Source organism: Candidatus Omnitrophota bacterium (genome assembly GCA_014728045.1).
Taxonomy (GTDB): Bacteria; Omnitrophota; Gorgyraeia; order Tantalellales; family Tantalellaceae; genus WJMH01.
Genome location: WJMH01000012.1, coordinates 104,627 through 129,386 on the forward strand (window position 1 = coordinate 104,627; position 24,760 = coordinate 129,386).

General features: G+C 51.9%; 21 protein-coding genes and 7 tRNA genes. 24 read left to right on the top strand and 4 right to left on the bottom strand.

The window, feature by feature from the left end; translation table 11 throughout:
- Positions 1 to 2: 2 nt before the first annotated feature.
- Genes GF409_04280 through GF409_04300 form a run of 5 tightly spaced genes read left to right on the top strand, consistent with a single transcriptional unit; the run spans position 3 to position 3,527 of the window.
- Positions 3 to 806: a glutamate racemase gene (locus GF409_04280; GenBank protein ID MBD3426432.1), complete on the top strand. Its 804-nt coding sequence runs from the start codon at positions 3 to 5 to the stop codon at positions 804 to 806.
- Entirely contained in the window at positions 803 to 1,651 is an 849-nt protein-coding gene (locus tag GF409_04285) for a fumarate hydratase (GenBank protein MBD3426433.1), read from the top strand. Before GF409_04280 ends, GF409_04285 begins: the two co-directional genes overlap by 4 nt.
- A gap of 9 nt (positions 1,652 to 1,660) precedes the next feature.
- Complete coding sequence (locus GF409_04290) at positions 1,661 to 2,197, top strand: TRZ/ATZ family protein (GenBank protein MBD3426434.1); 537 nt, start codon at positions 1,661 to 1,663, stop codon at positions 2,195 to 2,197.
- Complete coding sequence (locus GF409_04295; GenBank protein ID MBD3426435.1) at positions 2,194 to 2,916, top strand: ribonuclease PH; 723 nt, start codon at positions 2,194 to 2,196, stop codon at positions 2,914 to 2,916. Before GF409_04290 ends, GF409_04295 begins: the two co-directional genes overlap by 4 nt.
- The gene (locus GF409_04300; GenBank protein ID MBD3426436.1) at positions 2,916 to 3,527 is read left to right on the top strand and encodes an XTP/dITP diphosphatase; all 612 of its coding nucleotides are present in this window, start codon (positions 2,916 to 2,918) and stop codon (positions 3,525 to 3,527) included. The genes GF409_04295 and GF409_04300 overlap by 1 nt, the downstream gene beginning before the upstream one ends.
- A 3-nt stretch (positions 3,528 to 3,530) precedes the next feature.
- Here the strand turns inward: GF409_04300 and GF409_04305 are convergent, their stop codons facing one another.
- From GF409_04305 to GF409_04320, 4 genes are all read right to left on the bottom strand, one after another.
- Complete coding sequence (locus GF409_04305) at positions 3,531 to 5,144, bottom strand: hypothetical protein (protein MBD3426437.1); 1,614 nt, start codon at positions 5,142 to 5,144, stop codon at positions 3,531 to 3,533.
- 96 nt (positions 5,145 to 5,240) lie between these two features.
- Positions 5,241 to 5,317, bottom strand: a tRNA-Arg gene (locus GF409_04310).
- 29 nt (positions 5,318 to 5,346) lie between these two features.
- Positions 5,347 to 5,430: transfer RNA gene (locus GF409_04315), tRNA-Leu, on the bottom strand.
- Between the two features lie 11 nt (positions 5,431 to 5,441).
- A tRNA-Pro gene (locus GF409_04320) sits at positions 5,442 to 5,519 on the bottom strand.
- A 150-nt stretch (positions 5,520 to 5,669) separates the two neighbouring features.
- Here GF409_04320 and GF409_04325 point away from each other — a divergent pair.
- The 19 genes from GF409_04325 to GF409_04415 all read left to right on the top strand — a co-directional run bounded on the left by GF409_04325 (position 5,670) and on the right by GF409_04415 (position 24,742).
- Positions 5,670 to 5,745, top strand: a tRNA-His gene (locus tag GF409_04325).
- An 82-nt stretch (positions 5,746 to 5,827) separates the two neighbouring features.
- Positions 5,828 to 7,237 carry a hypothetical protein gene (locus GF409_04330; protein MBD3426438.1) on the top strand — a complete coding sequence of 470 codons (1,410 nt, stop codon included), beginning with the start codon at positions 5,828 to 5,830 and terminating at the stop codon, positions 7,235 to 7,237.
- A gap of 32 nt (positions 7,238 to 7,269) precedes the next feature.
- The gene (locus GF409_04335) at positions 7,270 to 7,944 is read left to right on the top strand and encodes a SagB/ThcOx family dehydrogenase (protein MBD3426439.1); all 675 of its coding nucleotides are present in this window, start codon (positions 7,270 to 7,272) and stop codon (positions 7,942 to 7,944) included.
- Entirely contained in the window at positions 7,941 to 9,047 is a 1,107-nt protein-coding gene (locus GF409_04340) for a DUF1704 domain-containing protein (GenBank protein ID MBD3426440.1), read from the top strand. The genes GF409_04335 and GF409_04340 overlap by 4 nt, the downstream gene beginning before the upstream one ends.
- Positions 9,038 to 10,507: an ATP-grasp domain-containing protein gene (locus GF409_04345; protein MBD3426441.1), complete on the top strand. Its 1,470-nt coding sequence runs from the start codon at positions 9,038 to 9,040 to the stop codon at positions 10,505 to 10,507. The genes GF409_04340 and GF409_04345 overlap by 10 nt, the downstream gene beginning before the upstream one ends.
- 22 nt (positions 10,508 to 10,529) lie before the next feature.
- The gene (locus GF409_04350) at positions 10,530 to 12,107 is read left to right on the top strand and encodes a hypothetical protein (GenBank protein ID MBD3426442.1); all 1,578 of its coding nucleotides are present in this window, start codon (positions 10,530 to 10,532) and stop codon (positions 12,105 to 12,107) included.
- On the top strand, positions 12,104 to 13,810 hold the full coding sequence (locus GF409_04355) for a carbon starvation protein A (GenBank protein ID MBD3426443.1): 1,707 nt from the start codon (positions 12,104 to 12,106) through the stop codon (positions 13,808 to 13,810). Before GF409_04350 ends, GF409_04355 begins: the two co-directional genes overlap by 4 nt.
- Positions 13,801 to 13,877: transfer RNA gene (locus GF409_04360), tRNA-Arg, on the top strand. Before GF409_04355 ends, GF409_04360 begins: the two co-directional genes overlap by 10 nt.
- Positions 13,878 to 13,893: 16 nt before the next feature.
- Positions 13,894 to 15,546 (top strand): NAD+ synthase, encoded by a 1,653-nt coding sequence (locus GF409_04365; GenBank protein MBD3426444.1) that lies wholly within the window; start codon positions 13,894 to 13,896, stop codon positions 15,544 to 15,546.
- Between the two features lie 85 nt (positions 15,547 to 15,631).
- On the top strand, positions 15,632 to 16,582 hold the full coding sequence (locus GF409_04370; GenBank protein MBD3426445.1) for a glycosidase: 951 nt from the start codon (positions 15,632 to 15,634) through the stop codon (positions 16,580 to 16,582).
- A gap of 84 nt (positions 16,583 to 16,666) precedes the next feature.
- A tRNA-Lys gene (locus tag GF409_04375) sits at positions 16,667 to 16,742 on the top strand.
- Between the two features lie 34 nt (positions 16,743 to 16,776).
- Positions 16,777 to 16,852: transfer RNA gene (locus tag GF409_04380), tRNA-Gly, on the top strand.
- 96 nt (positions 16,853 to 16,948) lie between these two features.
- Positions 16,949 to 17,422: a PTS sugar transporter subunit IIA gene (locus GF409_04385; GenBank protein ID MBD3426446.1), complete on the top strand. Its 474-nt coding sequence runs from the start codon at positions 16,949 to 16,951 to the stop codon at positions 17,420 to 17,422.
- A 19-nt stretch (positions 17,423 to 17,441) separates the two neighbouring features.
- Positions 17,442 to 18,692 (top strand): uridine diphosphate-N-acetylglucosamine-binding protein YvcK, encoded by a 1,251-nt coding sequence (yvcK, locus tag GF409_04390; protein MBD3426447.1) that lies wholly within the window; start codon positions 17,442 to 17,444, stop codon positions 18,690 to 18,692.
- Positions 18,693 to 18,699: 7 nt separating this feature from the next.
- Positions 18,700 to 20,709: a DUF1926 domain-containing protein gene (locus GF409_04395; GenBank protein MBD3426448.1), complete on the top strand. Its 2,010-nt coding sequence runs from the start codon at positions 18,700 to 18,702 to the stop codon at positions 20,707 to 20,709.
- A 3-nt stretch (positions 20,710 to 20,712) separates the two neighbouring features.
- Positions 20,713 to 20,988: an HPr family phosphocarrier protein gene (locus GF409_04400; protein MBD3426449.1), complete on the top strand. Its 276-nt coding sequence runs from the start codon at positions 20,713 to 20,715 to the stop codon at positions 20,986 to 20,988.
- Positions 20,989 to 21,023: 35 nt separating this feature from the next.
- Positions 21,024 to 22,811: a phosphoenolpyruvate--protein phosphotransferase gene (gene ptsP / locus GF409_04405; GenBank protein MBD3426450.1), complete on the top strand. Its 1,788-nt coding sequence runs from the start codon at positions 21,024 to 21,026 to the stop codon at positions 22,809 to 22,811.
- 24 nt (positions 22,812 to 22,835) lie between these two features.
- On the top strand, positions 22,836 to 23,579 hold the full coding sequence (locus GF409_04410) for an NTP transferase domain-containing protein (protein ID MBD3426451.1): 744 nt from the start codon (positions 22,836 to 22,838) through the stop codon (positions 23,577 to 23,579).
- Positions 23,580 to 23,599: 20 nt separating this feature from the next.
- On the top strand, positions 23,600 to 24,742 hold the full coding sequence (locus GF409_04415; GenBank protein MBD3426452.1) for a methionine adenosyltransferase: 1,143 nt from the start codon (positions 23,600 to 23,602) through the stop codon (positions 24,740 to 24,742).
- Positions 24,743 to 24,760: the final 18 nt, after the last annotated feature.

Genomic DNA, 24,760 nt, shown 5'->3' on the forward strand with positions numbered 1-24,760 from the left:
CCATGACTTCAACCAGAAATAGACCCATAGGCATATTCGATTCCGGTATAGGCGGTCTTACGGTCGTAAGGAGCGTCAGAAGATACCTGCCGGATGAGGATATCGTATATTTCGGGGATACCGCACGTGTGCCTTACGGTAATAAATCTAAATCGACGGTTATACGCTTCTCCCGTGAAGTAATGGATTTTATGATCTCTAAAAAGGTCAAAATGGTGATAGTCGCGTGCAACACCGCATCCAGTCTCAGTCTGGCCTCGCTGAAGAGGAATTACAAGATACCTGTCATCGGTGTTATCACCCCCGGTGCGGAAGAGGCTATCAAGTTTTCCAGTAACAGGAGGATCGGGGTAATAGGTACCAACTCGACCGTTGCCAGCGGAGCCTATCAGAAGGCCATAAACAAGATAGACCGCAGATACAAGGTCTTCAGCAAGAGCTGTCCTCTTTTCGTGCCGCTGGTGGAGAACAGGTTCTTTGCTGACCCCATTACCCGGCACGTGGCGCGCCTTTATCTGAACGGCCTTAAGAAGAAGAACATCAGCTCTCTAATACTGGGATGTACGCATTATCCGCTGCTTAAAGGTATTATCGGGCAGGTCATGGGCGAAGTAAAACTGGTAGATTCATCTATAGCCGTGGCCAAGTACGCCAAAAGATCCCTTAAACAGAACGATCTCCGTCCGCAAAGGCGCCGCCGGAAAGGCAAAGCCAGATTCTACGTCAGCGACGACCCGGAAGGGTTCAAAAGGTCCGCTGGCATATTCCTTAGAAAAAGCATAAAGGTGAGCAAGGTAACCATATGAGCACGAGGCAAGTGGATGTCGCCAGAGTCTCCGATGCCGTGGAGGAACTGTTCCTCAGGGCCAACACGGTCCTGAGGAAAGACGTGACAAAGGCGTTGAAAGACCTATACGAAAAGGAACAGAAGCCTCTTCCGAAAAAGATGCTGGGAGTTCTTCTTGAGAATCGCGACATAGCCGAAAAGAAGAATATACCCATCTGCCAGGATACCGGTGTTGCGGTCGTTTTCTTGAAGGTCGGCAGGAGCGTGGCCTTTACTGGCGGGGAACTTATGGATGCGGTGGATGCGGGTGTCCGCCGTGCATACGAAAAGGGCGGTCTTCGCAAGTCCGTCGTCGAAGATCCGGTTCTCAGGGGGAATACCGGTACTAATACGCCCGCTTTCGTGCATGCCGAGATCGTTCCCGGGGACAAGATCGGGATAACGGCCATGCCCAAGGGGTTCGGCAGCGAGAATAAAAGCGTGCTCTGCATGCTAGACCCTACAAGTGGAGAGGATGCCATAACCGATCTTTGCGTCGAGTCCGTCCGAAGCACCGGTCCTGATGCCTGCCCTCCTTATGTTCTTGGTGTGGGTATAGGCGCTACGGCGGATCTATGCTGTCTTCTCGCCAAAAAGGCTCTCTTAAGAGATGTTGATTCAAGTAATCCGGCCCAACACCTGGGGCGGCTTGAACAAGCTATCAAGGAGGAAGTGAACCGGCTCGGGATAGGGGTGATGGGGCTTGGAGGGATTTCAACGGTCATGGGCGTTAATATCGAAGCGGCCCCGACTCATATAGCCGGCCTTCCCGTGGCCATAAACCTGTCGTGCCATGCACTTCGCAGCGCGGATATGGTCATTTAAAAGGGTAACATGAAAAGAATAAGCGCTCCATTACAGAAAGATCAGATAAAAGACCTGAAGCCTGGTGAAGAGGTCCTCTTGGCGGGGACGGTTTATACGGCGCGCGACCAGGCGCATAAGCGCATGGCACTTGCTCTGGAGAAGAAAGAGGCCCTGCCGCTTGAACTTGACGGGCAAGTCATCTTCTACTGCGGGCCAACGCCTCCGGGCGAAAGGGTCATAGGCTCCTGCGGGCCCACCACATCCAGTCGGATGGATCCGTTCACTCCGGCCATCCTGCGGGCGGGCGTTAAAGGCCTGATAGGAAAGGGGAAGCGTTCCCCTGAAGTCGCAAGAGCCATAAAGGAGAAGGGAGCGGTGTATTTTATCGCACCCGGCGGCGCGGGCGCGTACCTCAGCGAGAGAGTGAGGCAGAGCCGTGTGGTCGCTTTCGAAGGCCTGGGGACCGAGGCGATATACATGCTCGAGGTGGAGGATTTTCCTCTGGTGGTCGGTATAGACAGCCAGGGAAGGGATATTTACGCGAAGGAAGAAGGGGAACAATGAGAAGAGGCGGAAGAACAGCGGTAAGTTTAAGAAAGGTCAATGTAGTTACCGATTATATCAAGTATCCGGAAGGTTCCTGTCTTTTTGAGCTGGGCAACACGCGCGTCATCTGCACGGCCAGCATCGAGGACGGGGTGCCGTTATTTTTGAGGGGGCAGGGAACCGGATGGATAACCTCCGAATATTCGATGCTGCCAAGGTCCTGCCAGAAGCGGATCTCCAGAGAATCCACCAAAGGCAGAAAGAGCGGCAGGACCCACGAGATACAGCGGCTTATAGGCCGTTCCCTGAGGGGAGTGGTGGACCTGGACGCTTTGGGTGAACGGACCATATGGATGGATTGCGACGTGATACAGGCTGACGGGGGCACGCGGTGCGCCAGCATAACGGGCAGCTTCATAGCTCTCTGCATGGCGCTGGAGAAGTTAAAAAAGCGCGGTATTTTTGACAGGCTTCCTCTGAGGCATTTCCTTGCGGCGGTGAGCGTGGGTGTTGTGGACGGCAAGAGCCTGCTTGACCTTGATTATGATGAAGATTCCCGGGCGGAGGTAGACATGAACGTTGTAATGACCGATTCGGGCAAGTTCGTGGAAGTCCAGGGTACCGCCGAAAGGGAGCCCTTCAGCCAGTCGGTGATGGATGAATTGATGAAACTAGCCAGGAGAGGCGTGAAAAAACTCATCAAAGAACAGAAGTTAGCACTGAAAGGAGTGGTTTGATGCTGGAGATACTTGTGGCTACGCATAACAAGAACAAAAGGCGCGAGATAAGCGCGCTTCTGAGCGGATATAGAAAGAAGACCAAGGTCAAGAACCTGGATGACCTTAATACCCAGCCTCCCATGATAGTTGAGAACGGCAAGACGTTCCGCCAGAACGCCGTGAAAAAAGCGGTAACTGTTTCAAAATATTTCAACGGTCTGGTGGTTGCGGACGATTCCGGTCTTGAGGTGAACGCCCTGGGCGGTAAACCCGGGGTACGTTCGGCGAGGTTCGCCAGGGCCAAAGCCACCGATCTTGAGAATAACCAGAAGCTTTTGAAGCTTCTTGAGAAGATGCCTAAAAAGGATCGCAAGGCCAGGTTCGTATGCAATATCGCGCTTGCCGCAGGTGGCATCCTTCTTGAAACTTTTGAAGGTACAATTGACGGCAGGATAGTAAGCAGCCCCAGGGGCGAGAACGGGTTTGGTTACGATCCGCTTTTCGTGCCCGAAGACCATGACAAGACCTTCGCTGAGATGGCGCCCGCGTACAAGAACAAGATCAGCCACAGGGGAAGGGCTCTGCGTAAGATGAAGAGAGTGCTCAAAAAATACGTGGAGGCGAACTAGCCTTTATTTGGTCCATCTGGGCTCTTCCAGAGTTCCCGTCAGGCGTGTTTTTCCCAGGAACCTTCCGAAACTCACGATAGCGTTCCTGAGCGCTGTCGTCCATTCCTGATCCTCTGCGGAAGGGTCGAGGAGGCGGTTCTCGAAAACCAGATCGAGTCTGCCGTCAAAGTCCACGTACCCTTCGCTGTTTATGGTTATGTCTTCACCGTGAAGGATCAGGTCATCCGTTTCGACGCGGCGGTTCTTTATCCTGAAACTCATTGACGCGCTGTCGATCTTTACCGGTTTTATGGCCGGGACCACTGCCTGCGCGGCTATATACACGTCTCCGAGTAGGGGGGTGAGTATAGGCATTGGCCCCAGGTCCGCTTCGGAGATCTTCACGCTGCCACTTCCGGAAAAAGTACTGGTCTCTTTCGCGTATCCGCTCAGTTCAAGCCCCAGATGGAAATTGCCGTAGATGTTCCCCTTATTACCCGTAAGATCGCCCATGAGCCTGCCGAAATCCAGATCGTTAAGGCTTATATCCAGCATGAAGGGAAGATCCCTGTCCGCCAGGTCCATCTTAAGGCCCCCGCCCAGAACGCCCCCGTAAATCACGCCGTTAATAAGCGGTATATGCAGCCTGCCGCCTGTCACGGTGGGCTTGGCCGAGAGCTCTTTTATGCGGAGCTTGTCTATTTTAAGGTCCGTAGCCGAGACGGTAGATCGTATCTGCCAATTTTCCGGGAGCATGCCGGTCACTGCCAGGAAAAGGTTGATCCTTACTCGTCCTTTCATGGGATGCGCTCTTGCGAACCTGCCGATCTCACCGGGCATTTCCGGGAAGGACTCCAGCTGGGTATTGACCGTTCCGTTAACGGAAAGCCTGAAATTCTCACCGAGAAGGTCAAGAGCTTCTCCCTTAAGGTCGAAGCGAAGGGTGTAGAACATGCCCCTGAACTCTTCTATCAGAAGATCCGTCCGGTTCACCACCAATCGAGAAGTGAAACCGAGGTTACGCGACCGCACGGAAAGATCATAGGCAGACCTTTCTTTCTCTTTTCGAGTGAAATCCGCCAGGTATTCGGTGTCTTTGCATTCAAAGTGCAGCTTTCCGCTGGTTATGGTCCCCCGATCCATTTCAAGGATACCGAAGATGTCCCGTAAGGTAAGCTCGGTGTTGCCGGCAACTGCTTCCAGTATCGAGACAGACTCTATAAGATCGGTATCCGCCGCTTCGGCGTAAGTGGCCGCCTTTCGCGAAAGCGTGCGGAGGGTGAAGTTGGTTATGAGGTCCGTGGAATGAAACCCCTCGACCACCAGCGTGGTCTTAAGGCGTTTCTCCCGTAATAGTTTCAGCATATCGACGGTTATCGTGACGCTGTTGATGTCCGCCAGAGTATCCTCCGCCTCGTTCACTCCGGATATGGCAACGTGATCCAGAATGACGGATTGGAAGGGGAGGTAACGCACCGAACCTATGCGAACAGGCCTGTTAAGTGCCTCGGACATAAACCGGGTAGCCTCAAGGCGTATCCTCCTGTGGATATCCTCTTTGTTCACCGAATACACCGTGACCAGAGTTATGGCCGTAAGGAGGATTAATAATAAAAGGATTTTCAAGAAAGTTCTCATGACGGAGTAAGTATAACACAGTCAAGACCCGGCGGGCAAGTGGGCGCCAGGCCGGATAAAGTAAAAAACCCGGCAAAGCCGGGTTTTTTACTGAACTGGCACGCCCGACAGGATTCGAACCTGTGACCCTCTGCTTAGAAGGCAGATGCTCTATCCGGCTGAGCTACGGGCGCAATCGGTTAAATAACATATTGACTAATTCTGGTGCGGATGGAGGGACTCGAACCCCCACGGTAAAACCACTGGCTCCTAAGGCCAGCGCGTCTGCCAGTTCCGCCACATCCGCTGATATCATAATGGTCGGGAAGGTGGGATTCGAACCCACGACCCCCTGCTCCCAAAGCAGGTACGCTAGCCAAACTGCGCCACTTCCCGTTTGTAACCATATATAGCTCTAAGCACTTGCATTGATGAACAAGATTTATAATTATAACAACGTGATTTTTATAAGTCAACTCGCATTTTTTTAATTGACTTAAGGCTTTCGAGCACATAGAATAAGGATTCGTCTAGGTTATTCTTGTGGTGGGCGTAGCTCAGTTGGTAGAGCGCCTGACTGTGGCTCAGGTTGTCGTGGGTTCAAATCCCATCGCTCACCCCATCTTAACGGAAAAGCCGGTCCTTCGGGCCGGCTTTTTTCGTTAATCCTTTCAAATACATATGTTCTAGGGTATAATACCGGCATGTCATTGGAAAATAATATTAATCTTATAAGAAAAATAGAGGATCACCTTTCCGCACAAGTACCTATTCGCCTGGGCGTCAATAAAAAGAACGAACTTGCGCGGCTTGTCTATGAAATATGCCGCGGGCGTTCAGTGGAGCCGGAACAGGTGTTCATCCGTATAGACCTTGGCGGCATGGTCGAGAAAGGTAAGAACGGCCTCTTTCGCAGGATAAAAAAAGCTCTTCTCAAGTTGAGATATCCCTCTATGAGAGAGGGGGACGACCCGCATATCATGCCTTTTACCGTCGATAAACCGGTGCCGGAGCCGGAGGCCTGGGATTTCAGGATCCTGCCGGAGAAAATATACGTGGAAAGGTCGGTCGAGAGCGTCGAATGGACCGGGTCTTTTCTCTCGCGCTTCCCGGAGGCAAGCGTGGATATTATAGACGATCCCGGGCAGATCCTGTCATCTTTCACCGGCAAATCCCAGGTCGAGCTTTATAACGAAAGGTCCCGGCGGATCCTGGTCACGAAGAATAGATCCGGATACGTGAAACCCTGTCCCTGTACAAAGAACGTCCACAGGTGCGGTTACAACATACTCAATCTGGGCTTCGGCTGCCCCATGGACTGTTCGTACTGTTACCTGCAGATGTACAGCAACTCACCATGGCTTGTGTTCCAGGCGAATGTTGATGATTATCGCGCGCCGATAGAGGATTTCGATGCAAGGGTCGGCCGCAGGACGCGCATAGGTACGGGTGAATTCACCGATTCTCTCTATCTGGATAAGTATACCTCGTACTCCTCGTACCTCATACCCTTGTTCAGGCAGATGAGGAACCTTGTTCTTGAACTTAAGACGAAAACGGTCGATATCGAAAACGTTCTCAGGCACGAGCCCCATGATAACGTGGTGGTCTCCTGGTCCATCAACACAAGGAAGATGGCCCGGAAATACGAGAAAGGCGCCAGTTCGATCGATGAAAGAATACGGGCCGCTTCACGCGCCGCCGCAAGAGGGTTCAAAGTAGGTTTCCATTTTGACCCGATAATCTATTACGAAGGGTGGGAGGATGAGTACAGGCAAACCGTAGAAGAACTGTTCTCGAACAGGGATATCCTAGAGAACACCGAATGGATGAGCCTGGGCACTTTACGTTATACTCCGGGTCTGAAGCAGGTCGCCGAGCAGAGGTTCGGGGAGAACCGGATGTATTACGCCGGGGAATTCTTTCTCGGCGCGGACGGAAAACTCAGGTATCCCGCCAGGCTCAGGAGCCTCATGTATAATAAAATGATAGAATGGATAAGGGCTTATCCGACATCCGCCTGGATCTACCTGTGCATGGAGCCTGATGAGATATGGGGGGATACTCTGCTGGAGAAAAGCGATTATTCTTATGGTGCCAAGATAAGGGGGTAAAAATGCGTTCAGTGAAGATATTGTTATCGGTCATGTTTTTTGCGGTCAATTGTTCTTTGGCTATCTCCCAGCCGGCCAGTCCGGAACCCGGAGAGATCGTGAAACTTCCTGAGCCCAGTCATGAAGGCAACGTGTCGGTGGAGGAGGCGATATACCAGCGCAAGTCAACAAGGAATTTCTCGGACAGGGCGCTCACGCTAGATGAGGTTTCGCAGCTTCTCTGGGCCGCCGGGGGGAGTACCCATGATGGTCTGACCGGCCCGACCAGGTCCTATCCTTCCGCCGGCGCTATTTATCCTCTTGAGATATACATTGTCGTAGGGGACGTGGTCGGTCTCAATAAGGGCATATATTCGTATGACTGGAGGAGACACCAGCTCGAACTGGTTAAAAAAGGCGATCTTCGCGATGAACTTTACAAGGCGGCTTTGTCCCAGAGAATGGTGCGCACGGCACCTCTTACGCTGGTGGTCACTGCCCAGCATGCCAAGACCGCAAGAAGGTACGGCCAGCGAGGCGTCAACAGGTATGTGAGCATGGATACCGGTCACCTCGGACAGAATGTCCACCTGCAGGCGGAAAGCATGGGTCTGGGAACGGTTATGGTGGGCGCTTTCGTGGACAAAGAGGTAAGCAGGGTCCTGGGGACCGAAGAAGAGATGCCGGTTTACATTATGCCGGTGGGGTATCCCTTGAAAAGATCATGATAAGAGCCGATCTTAAGCGCATAGACGCCGCTATAAGCGAACTGGCAAGGGAAATAGATTTTTATCCCCTGCTCACGCCCGTCAACCGTCTGGAGGAACAGGAGAAGTTCTTCTTGAACCTGGCGAGGGAGAAGGAATATAATCCCCGGTTCATTTATAAAAAGAAGGATTTCACCGGAGAGAAGGACACTCTCCGGAGGATGCGCGATAGCCTGAGGGAAGAGGATCTTCTGGAGGGCATCTTCCGCCGCAAGATCGATTTCATGCTGACCGAGCAGGAGCTATTGGATTGCGGGGACTGGTCTTTCGGCGAAGTGGCGAAAAAGCTGCACGGCACCCCCGAAGAGGGCTGCATCGAAAAAGCGGCGGCCATACTGGAAAATAGCCTTCAAAGTGATTACGCCTTTCCCGAGGAAAGCGTTACCCCGGAAGAGATGGCGGGGGAACTCAGCGAATATATGCGCGGGAAAGGCCTTGAATGGAAGGTCAGGATAACCGATAAGATCATACCCAAGATAACCGTATCGGGCAAGGACAGGACGCTGTATATTAACTCCCGGATAAGATATACCCGGGCCGAGGTGCAGAGATTAAAAGTGCATGAGATAGAGGTTCATGTATACAGGGGCGCTAACGGAGCTGTTCAGCCCTACAGGATATTCACCGAAGGCCTTGCCGGCTACAACGAGACCGAAGAGGGCCTGGCCGTTATGATGGAAGATGTATCGGGTTGTCTTGAAGTGGATACGCGCCAGATGAAGCTCTATGCCGGACGCTCTCTGTCTACGCATCTTTGCATGAGGGGCTCGTTCTACGAGGCTTACAGGGGTCTGGAAAGGTATTTTCCGGGTTATATGGCTTACCGTCTTGTCGAAAGGGCCAAAAGGGGCATTTCGGACACTTCGCTGAAAGGATGTTTGACGAAAGGATCACATTATATCAGCGGATGGATAAAACTTCGCAAGTATGTTGAACAACACAAGGATTTGAGTATAATCTATGTTGGGAAGGTCAGAATGGAAGACGCCGGATCGTTAGAAGAACTTTTGCGTGAGAATCTGCTGAAACCGGCGCAGTATTTCCCGGATTTCAGATGCGGATAAGAGTTCCTGAAATGAAGAAAATAAGCGAATATCTTATTGAGAAATACGGCAAGTGGGGGTGGCTCGGGCAAAGAGCGCACGACGCCTGCGGGATAAACCGCATCCTTCCGCTGGATCTTATCATATGTTGTGATCACGGCAGGGAACTGCCCGTTTATTTCAGGCCGGAGGATGTTTATTCCGTGGAGGGCGGGACTGGTATACGCAGGGACTGGTCGAACGAGGACCTTAATGACAGCCTCAAGGGGGATCTTGGTCGCAGGATAAGACGCAGGTTGGTGACGCAAGGCGGGAAAGTTAATCTGATCTGTTACAGGTCGGTAAGACGTCTTGAGAATGGAAAAGGCAGGTACAGAAATAATCCGCGCCTTCTCGCGGTCGCCCAGAGGATAAAAAAACGTTTCGACAACAAAGCTCTTCTGCACAGGAGCTTGCCCGGGCTTTCTCTTCCGCAGATACCCGGCATCGTGGACAGGATCAGCAGGGCGGATTTCAAGAGGCTTCGAGAGGACCTCGAGCTTCCTTTCGTTATACAGTTCCCATACGGCTCCAGCGGGCACTATACCTTTTTGATAAAAAGGCCGAAAGACCTGAAGAGCCTGGTGGAGCATCATCCTGAAGCCACCGCTCTCATCAGAAAGTATATTGACGGGTTTTCACTGAACGTCAACGCTGTCGTACTTTCTTCCGGGAACGGCCCCAGAGTAATGTGTTCAGCCCCTTCGGTGCAGATGACAGGTATCCCCGAGTGCAGCAATTCCCCGGCGTCCTTCTGCGGGAACGATTATTCCGCGGCAAGGGACCTTGACCCTGCTCTTGTGCGTCAGGTCAAGAGCTATATGGAAACGATCGGCCGGTGGATGGCTTCTTCCGGGTTCAGGGGTCTTTTCGGCATGGATTTCGTGGTAAAGGACGGGACGGCATATCCGGTCGAGATAAACCCCAGGTTCCAGAACTCGACCTCTCTTTTGACGGTGCTTCATTCTTTATCAGCTAATCGAAAAGGAACGCTTTTCCTGTTGCACATAGCCGAATTCCTGCAGGATAAAGACGTTCTCCTAAGGCGTTATATAAAAGATTTTCCCGCAGAGGAACTCATGCGTCCGGTCGAGGGAAGCCAGCTTATCATACATAACCGTCTGGAAAAGAGACTGGTGACCGGTGATCTCTTCCCGGGTGTCTACCGCCGGCAAAGAAAGGGCCTTAAGCACCTCAAGCAAGGCGCCTCACTGTGGGACTGCTCAGGGCCGGATGAATTTCTGCTGACTTCGGGGGTGCCGGCTCCTTCACTTAGGGTAGAACCCAACGCGCCGGTCCTGAAGATACAGTCCCGGGGGAACCTGCTGGATATTTCCAATAAGAGGCGTCTTACTCCCGAGACCGCGAAAATAGTATCGCTAGTATACGAAAGGCTTTCGTTGAAAAAACCGGGCCGGGTAAAAACCGCCGAGCCCGCATGATCTCAAAAGAAAAGGAAATCGCATGATTGAACGTGACCCCAGATACTACGTCACAGGTTATGACGGGAGAGATCCCTATAAAGCCCCTTTTTACATCAACGCGTTAAGTTTTGACGGGGAGGAAGGGGGTTTCAACTGTTCCCTTATAGAGAAGTTCAACGAATTCATCAGGGGACATCGGATATCTTCATCCTGCCGCCTTGAAGGTTCTTTCAAAAAAGATTCCGTAAAGGTGCCTTCCAGGATAGTTGTGGTCAACGCTTCTCACGATGACCTGCCCACCTCTTATGAGACGGCCAGGATCTTTAATGATTTCTGCAGGGAGAAAGGCTATGCCGCCGAGGCCGTTGTGGTGAACACCCGGGAACACCTGCTTAAGGAGGTCAATGTCGATCCTGAGGAGACTTTACTGGTCAGCCAGTGTGTTGACAAGAATGTATACAACGTTGCTCTGGCAGAAGAGCTGGCCCAGAAAGGTACGGTCACCGTCCCCGGCAGGGTCACCGCCCCGGGAAGCGTGTTCTCCGATAAGGACAGCACCTATCGGTTGCTTTCCGAGGAGGGAAGCGATTGGAGCAAGGTAGCAAGATATGTAAAGGTGCCCGTGGAGGGAAAGAGCGTCGAAGAGGTTGTTGATGAACTTTTCCAGGCGGTGGACGAGCTTGAACAGTTGACCGGGGATATTACATTCTTCGTTAAGCCTCATGAAGGCGGCGGCGGACTGGGGGGTTTTCGCATAACCAAGGTGAAGGAGGGGTACATAATACCGGATCTATCCAAGGTTTCCGGGGACCTCTCCGAAATACACCCGACCTTCATTGATTTCGACCTTTCCAGCGAGGCCAAATTAAGGGAGCTTTTGTGGATATACAGGCTTTTCGCAGGCAATGATAAAATGTCGGAAAACTATTTGAAGGTTAAACTTCCCGTTATGAACAAGGACCAGACCGAAGCTATCGGTATCCTGAAAGAGTACCTCGCCGGCAGCGAGATAAAAAGGCACAAAAAACTTGCCGGTATGGTGCTCAGTCCGGAGAAAGCCCGCAGCACGCTGGTGGAGGCGATAAAGATCTTCGAAAAGAAGTTCTACAGAAGATATGTGCCGCTTGTTAACGAGCATATAGATTTCGGATTATGGGGATTGAGGGCCCATTACAGGCTTTCCACCGAAGGGCCCAGACTGGAGACGATGTATCACCGAATTTTCCAGCTCGGGTTCACCGAGGAAGGCCTGGGGTACGTGGGGTCGGATAATATCTCTAATAAACAGACCGGGGATCTTGAGATCACCAGGCTGGGACCGGTTAACCCGATAATGCTCGAGGCCATAGGAGGAGAGCAGGCGCTTTTTGATTCGCTGTTAAAGGGCGCAGAAGCTTTGGCCGAACTCAATGATCTTCTTGCGGATGAGGAGAAAGGATCCGTTCCGCTCAGGCTGCAGTTGGACCTGGCGACGATATCCCGCCGTATCGGAGAGGGCAATGCCGATACCGCACGGGGATTATGCCTGGCCTCGCGCTGGTCTGATTTCGTGCGTAACGCCCGCCAGTGGCTTGAGGACAGCCTTGTGTATTATACAAAAGTAAAGGAGTCCGGTTGAATTCGGTCTACATAACAATATTTTCTATTCTGGTCTTGTGGGCGGCTTATCACTTTTACGGTAATTACATAGCCAGGAAGGTGTTCCGTGCCAGGAGGGACAACCCCGTGCCCAGCGAAGAGCTGAGAGACGATGTGGACTACGTGCCCACGAACAGGGAAGTGCTTTTCGGTCACCATTTCGCTTCGATAGCGGGTACCGGCCCCATTGTAGGACCCGCCATAGCCGTTATCTGGGGATGGGTGCCCGCGCTTATCTGGATACTGGTTGGTTCAATTTTCGCGGGCGCGGTTCATGACTACGCTTCCTTGATGATGTCCACCCGGAAAAAAGGCGTATCCATCGGTGAGCTCTCAAAAGGGGTCATCAGCCCACGGGTCAGGACGCTTTTTCTTTTCGTTATACTGTTCGCCCTGTGGATAGTCGTCGCCATATTCGGGATGGTGATGGCGGTAATATTCAAGATGTACCCGCAAGCGGTGTTCCCGGTGTGGATACAGATACCGATAGCGGTATCTGTGGGATGGCTGGCGTACCGCAAAAAGTGGAATATGACGGTAATGTCCATCGTCGCGGTGGTCCTTATGTACGCGTCCATAATTGTCGGGGTCAGCATGCCGCTCAGCATGCCCGGACTTTTCGGTCTTACGCCCATGGCCATGTGGATAATAGTGCTTTTTATCTACGCGTACATAGCCTCGGTGTTGCCTGTCTGGACACTTTTACAACCACGCGATTACGTTAATTCGCACCAGCTGATAGTTGGTATAATTCTTATAGTGCTTGGTATCTTTTTCGCGCATCCGGTGATGGTCGCCCCGGCCGTACAGCTCGCGCCCGACGGGGCTCCGCCCATACTGCCGTTCCTTTTTATAACCATCGCCTGCGGGGCCATCAGCGGTTTTCATTCGCTGGTCAGTTCCGGCACCAGCTCAAAACAGCTGAAGAACGAGGAGGATGTTCATTTTGTGGCATACGGCGGCATGCTCGCAGAGGGCCTTGTCGGAGTGCTTGTTGTGGTGGCAGTGGCCGCGGGGATAGGTATTTTCGCGAAAACAGCCACCGGTGAGGTGCTGAGTGGAAGCGCCGCGTGGGAGTATCATTACTCGAGCTGGGAAGCGGCTCGGGGGCTTACCGCGAAGGTAGCCGCTTTCGTTAACGGCTCGGCCAACATGCTTACGGCCCTGGGGATCCCGCTTGAGTACGGACAGGCCGTTATTGGCGTTCTCATCGCTTCTTTTGCCGGTACTACTCTCGATACGGCCACCCGTATACAAAGGTACGTGGTGACGGAGCTGGCGGTCGATTATAAAATCAAACCTATGCAGAAAAGGTATCCCGCGACTGCTCTTGTTGTCCTTGCCGCGGCGGCTCTTGCCTTCAGTGAAGGAAGCGGCAAGGGGGCGCTGCTTTTATGGCCGCTTTTCGGTATAAGCAACCAGCTTCTGGCGGGACTGGTTCTGCTTGTTGCGACGATATACATCATCAAGGAGGAGAGGACCAATGCCTGGACAACAGGCGTACCGATGATATTCATGATAATCACATCCAGCTGGGCGATGACGGTAGGGCTTGTTAATTTCTATAATACGGGATCGCATCTCAGGTTCGTTATCGGCAGCATGCTGTTCCTGTTGGAGATATGGATGATAATCGAGGCGGTTTTATACCTTCAAAGAAGAAAGAAAGGCGAGCGCCTGTAGCTCAGCTGGATAGAGCAACTGGCTTCGAACCAGTAGGTCGCAGGTTCAAGTCCTGCCGGGCGCGCCATAAAAAGGGGACAATAATGAAAGTGACCATAGCGCAGATAGATCCGGTCATAGGAGATATTGACGGCAACCTTAAAAAGATCGTGGATGTTTTCTGTGACCATGCCAAGCGAACGGATCTTGTAGTCTTTCCGGAGCTATCTGTTACCGGATATCCTCCGCGTGACCTTTTGGAAAAGCCGGGTTTCATAGAAAAGGCGCAGGAAGCCCTGCGCGAACTCGAGCAGATCTCAGGCAAATATCCGACCAGTGGCATGATCGTCGGTTCGCCTGTACCTACCGGTAAAAAAACAGGCAAGGGGCTTTACAATTCAGCCGTTCTGATACATGGGGGAAAGGTGCTCGGCTCCAGCAGCAAGACGCTTCTTCCCGCCTATGATGTGTTTGACGAGACGCGCTACTTTGAGCCCGCTCCCGAGCCGGCTGTTATTCCATTCAAGGGGGAGATGCTGGGCATCTCCGTTTGCGAGGACATGTGGACGGCGGATGAGCTCTGGCCGAGAATGGTTTACGGGTGCGACCCGATCGAGAAACTTAAAGAAAACGGAGCGACGATACTCATCAACGTTTCGGCATCGCCTTTTTACGCGGGCAAGGAAAAGATCAGGTATGACCTTATAAAAAGCCATGCGATCAAACACGGCAAGCCTTTCATTTTCGTGAACCAGGTGGGTGGTAACGATGAGCTTGTCTTTGACGGCAGGAGCCTTTCGGTGGACGCGCAGGGTGAACCGCTCGCCGTGCTTTCACCTTTTACCGAACAAATCAAGACGGTGGATACATCTGGTCGGGCCAGCGAGGGAAGTTACTCCCCCCAGGATGAGATAGAATCCGTTTACCAGGCCCTGGTGCTGGGACTGACCGATTACATGTCCAAATGCGGTTTCAGGGAGGCGGTAATAGGCCTCTCGGGCGGGATAGATTCGGCCGTTGTCAGCTGTATAGCCGCCGACGCCATAGGGCCGGAGAACGTGCTGGGCATCACCATGCCTTCGGAATATACCTCAGAGGAAACCGAGAATTATTCTAAGCAGCTTGCCTCGAACCTGGGTATATCCTTCAGGGTGATACCAATTAACGATATATATACCTCCTATCTAAAAGCTCTTAAGAACGACATTGAGCCGGAGGATGAGACAGACCTGGGTATAACCTTCCAGAACATACAGGCGAGGGTAAGGGGTAATATCCTGATGGCCTTTTCCAATCGGTACGGTCATCTTTTGCTCAGTACGGGCAATAAAAGCGAACTGGCCGTTGGATACTGCACGCTCTACGGTGATATGGCAGGAGGTCTTGCCCTTATATCCGATGTCCCCAAGACGATGATATACAAAATGGCTGGATATATAAACAGGAAAAAGAAGCTTATCCCGCAAGAGATAATCGACAGGCCTCCTTCTGCTGAGCTGAAGCCGGGGCAGCTGGACCAGGATACCCTGCCGCCTTATGATAAACTTGATGAGGTGCTTTACCGGTATCTGGACGAGGGAGAGTCCCCGAGAAAACTTATCTCCAGCGGTCTGGACGGAAAGCTCGTGAACTGGGTGGTAAGGAGCGTCAGCAGGAACGAGTATAAAAGAAGGCAGGCCCCTCCCGGGATCAAAGTGACCAGCAAGGCCTTCGGTTCAGGCAGGAGAATGCCAATTGCCGCCAGGTACACCGAATAAATGGTCCTGGCAGTTGCAATTTTACGGCTTTCATGATATAAAATGCTCTACCTGAAAATATACCTCGACAAGAAAAGGAGTCATCATGGCGAACGAAAGTGTCCTGAAAAGGTATAAGGGCAACCCCATAATCACCGCCAGCGCGGTACCCAGGGCCAACAGTATACATAACAGCGCTGTAGTCCCTTTTGAAGACGGATATGCGGGGATATTCCGCGTGGACGAAATAGACTTCAATTTCACCATGCACGTGGGTTTCAGCAAGGACGGTATCAAGTGGGATATAGAACCGGATATACTGAAGATGGAGTGCGACGACGAATATCTCAGGATAACCGACAGGACCTATGATCCCAGGCTTACAAAGATAGGCGATACGTATTATTTCACCTGGTGTCTGGATTCGCCCCAGGGGCCAGTGATAGGAATGGCAACCACCAAGGATTTCAAAAGGTTCGAACAGAAAGAGAACCTGACGCTGCCGGCGAACAGGAACTGCGTTATCTTCCCCCGGAAGATAAACGGTAAGTATGCCATGCTCAGCAGGCCGAGCGACAGAGGGCACACTCCCTTCGGGGACATGTTCTTCTCCTCGAGCCCTGACCTTGTCAACTGGGGCTGTCACCGTTTCGTTTTCGGTACCACCAGGAGCAGCTGGCAATCCACTAAGATAGGCCCCGGTCCGGCGCCGATAGAGACCGAGCATGGGTGGCTTCTGATCTACCACGGCGTTTGGACGAGCTGTAACGGCTACCTTTATTACGCCGGCGGGGCGATACTGGACCTTGAAGAACCCTGGAAGGTCCTTTACAGGACAAAGGATTACCTCCTTGCCCCTTCGGAACCGTATGAAAGGGTGGGGGATGTCCCTAACGTTGTCTTCCCCAGTTCGGCGATAGTCAATGACGGCACGATCCGTATTTATTACGGATGCGCCGATACATGTATATCCATAGCCGAGGGGGAGATCGAAGAAGTGATCGATTATATAAAGACCCATAGCTATGAAGCCACGGGAGGCTATAAAAGGGCTTGAGGGTTGAAGATACGTTATTAATATTATATTTATACTTGAATTTTTTTTTGACCCTGTGATATAATACGCTTCTAAAATAACGGTGCCCGCATAGCTCAGCTGGTAGAGCAACTGACTCTTAATCAGTGGGTCCAAGGTTCGAGCCCTTGTGCGGGTACCATCTTTTTCTTTATAAGAAATTGTACGCAAGTCGAGCGGGTGTAGCTCAGTTGGTAGAGCATCACGTTGCCAACGTGATTGTCGTCGGTTCGAGCCCGATCACCCGCTCCATTTTTAGAAGACCTCTCTAGTTCAGGAGCTTTCCAGAAAAAATGTTTTAGGTGCGAATATATATTATTGTGGGATAAATAATAAATTAGGAGTGGCATGAACATTATAGATTTACTCTCAAAAGACGCGATATCCGTGGACCTCCAATCGACCGAAAAGGAGGAGATAATCTCGGAACTGGTAGAACTGCTCGTTTCTTCAGGTTCCATCAAGAAACCGGACAAGGATCTGGTCCTGAAAAAACTTCAGGAAAGGGAGATGCTCGGCTCTACGGGTATAGGAAAAGGGGTTGCTATTCCGCATGCCAAGTGCGCCAAGGTAAAGAAAATGGTAGCCGCTCTGGGGATCTCGAAGGAAGGAACGGACTTCAAATCCCTGGACGGGGAAGCGACACATATTTTCTTTCTCCTTATAGCGCCGGGCGAGACTCCCGGTCCCCATCTTAAGGCGCTGGCCAAGATATCACGTCTTTTGGACGACAAGTTCGTCAGGGACAGGCTGCTTTCGGCTTCATCGCCGCAGGAGATATTGAAGATAGTCAAAGACGAAGAACTTAAAAAAGTAGCCTGATCAGGATACAAGGATAAGCATGAAGCGGCTAAAGTGGTTATATCCCGGGATGCTCATAAAGCGGTGGATATTCCTTACGGTCTTCGGGATACTTCTGGTCTCGATGGGGTTTGTGATAGTCATACTTGAACGCAACCCCGAGAACAAGGCCATAGCGGGCCTTGTCATTATCTCCGGTATACTTTGCGTGATAATAGCCGTAAAGAGGATACTCAAGTCGCTCATGGCGGCCCTGGTGCCGGAGCCGGGACGGGCCGAGAACCTGCTGGTAGAGAAGATATATGAAAAACGCATCCTGGAAAAAGGTCCCAAGATAGTCGTTGTCGGCGGCGGGACCGGGCTGTCCACCCTCTTGACGGGGCTTAAGCAGAAGACGAGCAACATTACCGCTATCGTCACGGTAGCCGATGACGGGGGCTCTAGTGGCAGACTGCGGGAAGAGTTCGACGTTCTGCCGCCGGGGGATATACGCAACTGTCTGGTGGCCCTTTCCGATTCAGAGGATTTGCTGGGCGCTCTTTTCCAGTTCAGGTTCAGTGAGGGCAGAGAGCTCAGGGGACATAATTTCGGGAATCTTTTCATTACCGCTCTTTCACAGGTTACGGGGGATTTCGCCAGGGCGATCAGGGAATCCAGCAAGGTCTTGGCCATAAGGGGCAACGTGGTGCCCGCTACTCTTGAAAAGGTCAGGCTTGTTGCCAAAAGGGAGGACGGCAAGGAGACGGTGGGGGAAAGCCGCATACGCGAAGAGGGCAACAGCCCCATCAACCGCCTGACGCTTACGCCTGACGGGTGCGAAGCCGCAAGGGAATCCGTCGAGGCGATAAGAGAGGCCGATGCCATTATACTCGGCCCGGGCAGTCTTTACACGAGCGTAATGCCCAATCTGCTCATTGAAGGGATAAAGCGAGAGATAATCAGGTCAAAAGTGCCCAAGATATACATATGCAACGTAATGACCGAAGCGGGGGAGACGGACTATTATTCTGTAAGCGACCACGTGAGGGCGATCATAAAGCATACGCATCCGGCGATAATCAATTACTGCGTAGGGAATGTTTCACGGATCCCCAAGCCGTTGTATGAGAAATACGCGAAGGAGAACAAGTTCCCGGTGAAGCTTGATGAGAACGACGAACGGTGGCTCAGACAAGAGAACATAACATTGGTCAAAGCGCACATAGCCAGCATGAAAGAATTCGTCAGGCACGACACGCATAAATTGAGCGACGTGATCGTAAGGATATTGAACGAACACAAGAAAAAATGAGGAACGCGTGAAAGCGGCAAAGTTCGCAATGGCGTTTCATTGCTATCAACCGGTCTTTAACTTTGTATCGGAATTTGAGAATGCGTATGAAAAGGCGTATCTGCCCCTTGTTGATACCCTGGGAGGATATCCCCGGGTCAGGGCGTCATTGCATTTTTCAGGTAATATGCTCGAATGGCTGGACGGGCGGCACCCGGATTATCTGGATAAGCTCAGGCTGCTGCTCGATCGGGACCAGATAGAGATACTGGGTGGAGGCTGTTACGAGCCGGTAATGGCCATAATACCCGAGCGGGACAGGGTGGAACAGCTCAGGCTGACAGAAACCCTTATCCAAAGGCTCTTTGGAGTGAAGCCGGAAGGCGCATGGCTCGCCGAAAGGGTGTGGGACCCCTCCCTTGCGGACACACTTAGCGGAGCGGGGATCAAATACACGATAGTTGACGACCACCACCTGGAAATGGCGGGTTTCGGTGAAAAGGTGTTCGCGCCGTGCTTTACCAGCGGTGAAAAGGGCAGGGTGGCTTTATTCGCCTGCCTGAAAGCGCTCAGATATTCGATACCTTTCAGGCCTCCGCGGGCATCGATAGGGTACATGAAGAGTATCGCTGCCGCAAGAGGTGATGAACCCACGTGTTTCTTCTTCGCCGATGACGGCGAGAAGTTCGGTGCCTGGCCGCATACGTACAGATGGGTTCACAAGAGGGGATGGCTCAAGAGTTTTTTCGCTCTTTTACAGGATAATGCGTCATGGCTTGAGACGGTCAGATATTCTGATGTTCTCTCCAGCGTCGAATGCGAGGAAGTGGGCAATGTGCCGCCTTCAAGTTACGCAGAGATGATGGGCTGGAGCGGCGGGGACTTCAGGAACTTCCTCGGGAAATACCCCGAGGCGGACAGGATGCACAAAAGGATGCTTTCTGTGAGCGATGCTATAAACGCGCATGGAATCGCCTGCGAGAGAACCCGGGCCGCGAGGAAAGAGCTTTTCAAGGCACAGTCGAACTGTGCTTACTGGCACGGCACTTTCGGCGGACTTTACCTGCCGCATCTTCGAAGCGGTGTGTACAGGCATCTGATAAGGGCGCAGGACATGATAGAGCCACCTGAAAGGGAAAAGCTCCGGAATTTCCAGTGCGTGGAAGTGGACCTCGGCTCCGCGGGCAGTGAGACCCTGCTGGGAAGCGGGCATCTGGACATTTATATAAGTCCCGGTGAAGGAGCTTCGGTAAGAGAGCTCGCCCACAAGGCTTCAAGCAGTAACCTGGTCAACACACTGACGCGTGTAAAGGAAAAGTACCATGATAAGCTGGGCAGGGGTTTTTCGCTCAGGGTGAGGAAGGCCAGAAGGGCCATTTTCCGGGGAGAGCACGCTGATATACATGACGTTCTAGGCGCGGCCGAGAAAGGCCTTAAAAAACACCTGATCTATGATAATTATCGGAGGGGATCTTTTCTCTCGCATGTTTTCCTGGAAAAATTCCCGTGGAAGGACCTGGCTTCGGGTAGATCCGGATGCAGCAGCTTCCTCAAGGGGGGATATTCCTCCTCCGTGAGAACGCATAGTGGATTCATTACATGCGACCTTGCAAGGAGAAGCGTTGTCCCTTCAGCCGGTGGGGCATCTTGCGAGGTGGGGATGGCTAAACGCGTGATGCTTGGAGAAGGGCCGGCCGTGATGTTCTCTGAGAGGCTTGAAAAATATTCCTCCGGCAGATATGATTTGAGGCATGCGGTGGAATTCAATTTTCTTGTCTGGGATAAAAAGGTGATTTCGCGTCAAAGGTTATTGCGAACGGATGCTTTATCGCTGAAAGACATGTACTCGGGCACGGTGCTCGATTTTTACATGGACAAAAAATATACGGTCTATGCCAGACCGGTTTATACGGTCAACGAGACCGAAATAGGACTTAAGAAAATGTTCCAGGGGATATCCGTCTTCATAGGGAATGATATCGTCCTGGACGATCAGAGAGGATCGGATCGGATAAAAGTGACCATAGCGATAGGATAGTTGATGGAGATCAGAAAAGAAATAGTCGTTAAGAACAAGACCGGGCTTCACGCCAGGCCCGCTGCCTTGTTCGTTCAGATAGCTAATAAATACCAGAGCGACATAACGATAATCAAGGATGACCAGGAGGTCAACGGGAAATCCATAATGGGTATACTTATGCTCGCCGCGGAAAAGGGTTCAAAGGTGACCATAGTGGCCAATGGTGAGGATGCTGAGCATGCCGTTAAGGAGTTGGAAGAGATACTGCTTAACGACATGGAGCCTGAAAAATTCTGAATAACAGGTGGCAGGAAGAAGAGGGGACTAATCTGATGGCTGATAATAAGAAGTCTTCCAAGAAGAAACAGATCCAGCTTAAGGGGATCCCGGCAGCGCCCGGTATCGCGATAGGAAAAGCTCATGTTTTCGGCACGGAGGACATGATACCCCAGGAACGCAAGATATCCGAATCAGAGGTATCCGGCGAGATAGACAGGTTCAAGCGGGCTCTTGCCGAGACCAGGAAAGAGGTCCTTGCCATTGAAAGAAGGATCTCCAAGGAAATGGGGGTAGAGCACGGGAGTATATTCAGGGCGCATCTTCTGGTTCTCGAGGACAGCGTGCTCGTGCAGGAGGTCATCTCCCGCCTTAAAAAGAGGAAAAAGAATATCGAGACCATCTTCGCGGAAGTGCTCAATAAGTACATAAGCGTTCTGTCTTCGGCCAAGGACGAATACCTCAGGGACAGGGTAAGCGATATAACCGATGTGGGAAAAAGGATACTTCGCAACCTGATCGGAGCCGAAGAAAGGAGCATGGAAGGGCTTCACGATAAATCCATTATAATCTCCTATGACCTTTCTCCTTCGGATACTGCAATGATGCACAAAGGCCGGGTGATAGGCTTCGCTACCGATATTGGCGGCAGGACCTCACATACCGCCATCATGGCGAAATCCCTGGAGATACCCGCAGTGGTCGGGCTGGAATCCATTACCGACGTGGTCAAGAACGGCGACCAGGTGATACTTGACGGTACGCACGGTGTGGTCATAGTCAACCCCACCAAGAGATTTCTTGACAAATACCATAAGGAGAAGAAGAAGCTCGAGAATCTTGAAAAGGAACTCGTCGAGCTTAAGACCCTCCCCAGCGAAACGACCGATAACAAGAAGGTCACCGTTGCGGGTAATATAGAGCTTCCCGAGGACGTGGCAAGTGTCATCTCCCACGGCGCCGAAGGCATAGGTCTTTACAGGACCGAATATTTCTATATGAACCGGCGGGATCTGCCCAGCGAAGAGGAACAGTTCAACGCCTACAAATCCGTGGCCCTCAGGATAAAACCCCATTGTGTCGTTATAAGGACCCTTGACCTGGGCGGGGATAAGTTCCTTTCGCAGCTTGAGGTCCCGAGGGAGATGAACCCGTTCTTGGGGTGGAGGGCGATACGCTTCTGCCTCGCCAGACCTGATATCTTCAAAGCCCAGCTGAGGGCGATACTCAGGGCCTCGGCGTTCGGTAACCTTAAGCTGATGTATCCGATGATATCCGGTGTCGGGGAGCTCAGGCAGGCAAATATGCTCCTTTCGGAGGTTAAGGAAGATCTGCGCAAGGAAAAGGTCAAGTTCAATAAGGATATCCCGGTCGGGGCGATGATAGAAGTGCCCTCGGCTGCCATTACCAGTGACGTGCTGGCCAAGGAAGTCGATTTTTTCAGTATCGGCACCAACGATCTGATCCAGTATTCACTGGCTGTTGACAGGGTGAACGAAAAGATAGCCTATCTTTATGAGCCCACTCATCCGGCTGTTCTTAACCTCATAAAGCAGGTGATAGACAACGGGCACAGTGAGAACATACCCGTGGCCCTGTGCGGTGAGATGGCGGGGGATATTTCGCTTACCATGATACTGCTCGGCCTGGGGCTGGATGAGTTCAGTACTTCTCCTATCGCTGTTCCGGAGATAAAAAAGATCGTTCGTTCGATAAGTTATGACCAGGCGAAGGAGATCGCCGAAAAGGCGCTTACTTTCAGCACGGGTAAAGAGGTGCAGGATTTCGCCAGGAAAAGATTGCTCGAAATAGTACCTGATATAGCCATAGAGTTGTCCGAATAAGTAGAATGTAAGGAAAGGATAAACATGAAAGCTCTGATACTAGCTGCAGGATACGGCACGAGGCTGTACCCGTTAACGCTTGACCGCCCCAAACCCCTGGTCAAGGTCGGCGGCGTTACCATACTGGAACGGCTTTTACGCAAGCTTGAGACCATCGAAGAATGTGATGAGATCTACATCGTTACCAACGACAAGTTCCACGACATGATAGTCAAATGGGTGCGCGACAGGAGTTTTTCGGTAAAGCTCAAGGTGATAAACGACCTCACCCGCTCCAATGAGGACAGGCTGGGCGCCATAGGCGATATAAACCTGGTGCTGAAGAAGGAGAATCCGGAGGATGACGTGCTCATACTGGCCGGGGATAACCTTTTCGAATTCGATATAAGCGATTTCATATCCTTCTCGAAGAGAAAGAACAAGTTCAGTGTCGCCCTGTATGACGTCAAGGACCGCAAACTCGCCCAGAGGTACGGGATCGTTTCGCTGGACGACGACAAGAAACTGACAGAATTCCAGGAGAAACCCGATAAACCCAAGAGCACCCTTGCCTCGACCGGGATATATTTCATGCCGCAAGAGACTCTCGGGATGATGAAGGATTATATGAGGACCGATCTTGTCAAGGATGCCCCGGGCAATTTCGTCAAATGGGTTTCAGAAAAGGACGGTGTTTACGGGTATGTGTTCAACGAAGGATGGTACGATATAGGGGACAAAGGTTCGCTTGAGAAGGCGGATATCGAGTACAGGAAAAAAGAGCTATAATAAGGAAAAAGGAGAAATGGATGAAGAACAGGTATTTATTCACCTCTGAAAGTGTTACCGAGGGGCACCCGGACAAGGTTTGCGACCAGATATCGGATGCTGTGCTGGATTCTATATACAAGGAGGACCCTTCCGGACGTGTCGCCTGCGAAACCATGGTGACCACGGGCCTGGCGATAGTCGCGGGTGAGATAACGACTTCCTGCTATGTTGATATACCTAAAGTGGTCAGGAATACCATAAAGGATATAGGGTACACACATGCCGATTACGGGTTCGATTACCTTACCTGCGGTGTTATGACGTCCATTCAGGAACAGTCGCCCGATATAGCCATGGGCGTTGATGTGGGTGGTGCGGGTGATCAGGGCATGATGTTCGGTTATGCGACCGACGAAACGCGTGAATTCATGCCCATGCCCATCACCCTCGCGCATGCCCTTACCCGGCGCCTGGCGAAGATCAGGAAAGAAAGGGTGGTCAAGTATCTCCGTCCGGACGGCAAGAGCCAGGTGACGGTAGAGTACCAGGACGGTAAACCCAAAAGGATAGCGACCATAGTGGTGAGTGCCCATCATGACCGCAAGACCGACATGAAGGATATCCACAAGGATATGAAGGAGCTTGTCATCAAGGAGGTCATCCCCCAGGAACTGGTGGATAAGGATACCAAGATATTCGTTAATCCAACCGGCCGGTTCGAGGTCGGGGGGCCGCAGGGTGACACTGGAGTTACCGGCAGGAAGATAATCGTTGATACCTATGGTGGCGTGGGCAGCCATGGCGGTGGATGTTTCAGCGGCAAGGACCCCACAAAGGTGGACAGGTCCGCTTCCTACATGGCCCGTTATGTGGCAAAGAACATAGTCGCCGCGGGAATAGCCCACAAGTGCGAGATCCAGTTCGCTTACGCGATAGGCGTACCGGAACCGGTGAGCATCATGGTGAACACTTTCGGTACCGGAAGGATCACCGAAGACAAGATCGTAAAACTGGTCAGGGAGAATTTTGACCTTACCCCCGGGGGCATAATCGAAAAGCTCATGCTCAGGCGTCCCATATACAGGAAGACGGCCGCCTACGGTCATTTCGGAAGGGACGGGGAAGGTTTCATGTGGGAAGAGATCGACATGGCCGAGGTCCTGAAGAAAAAAGCCAAATGACCGGTGTCTGCCAAAAAG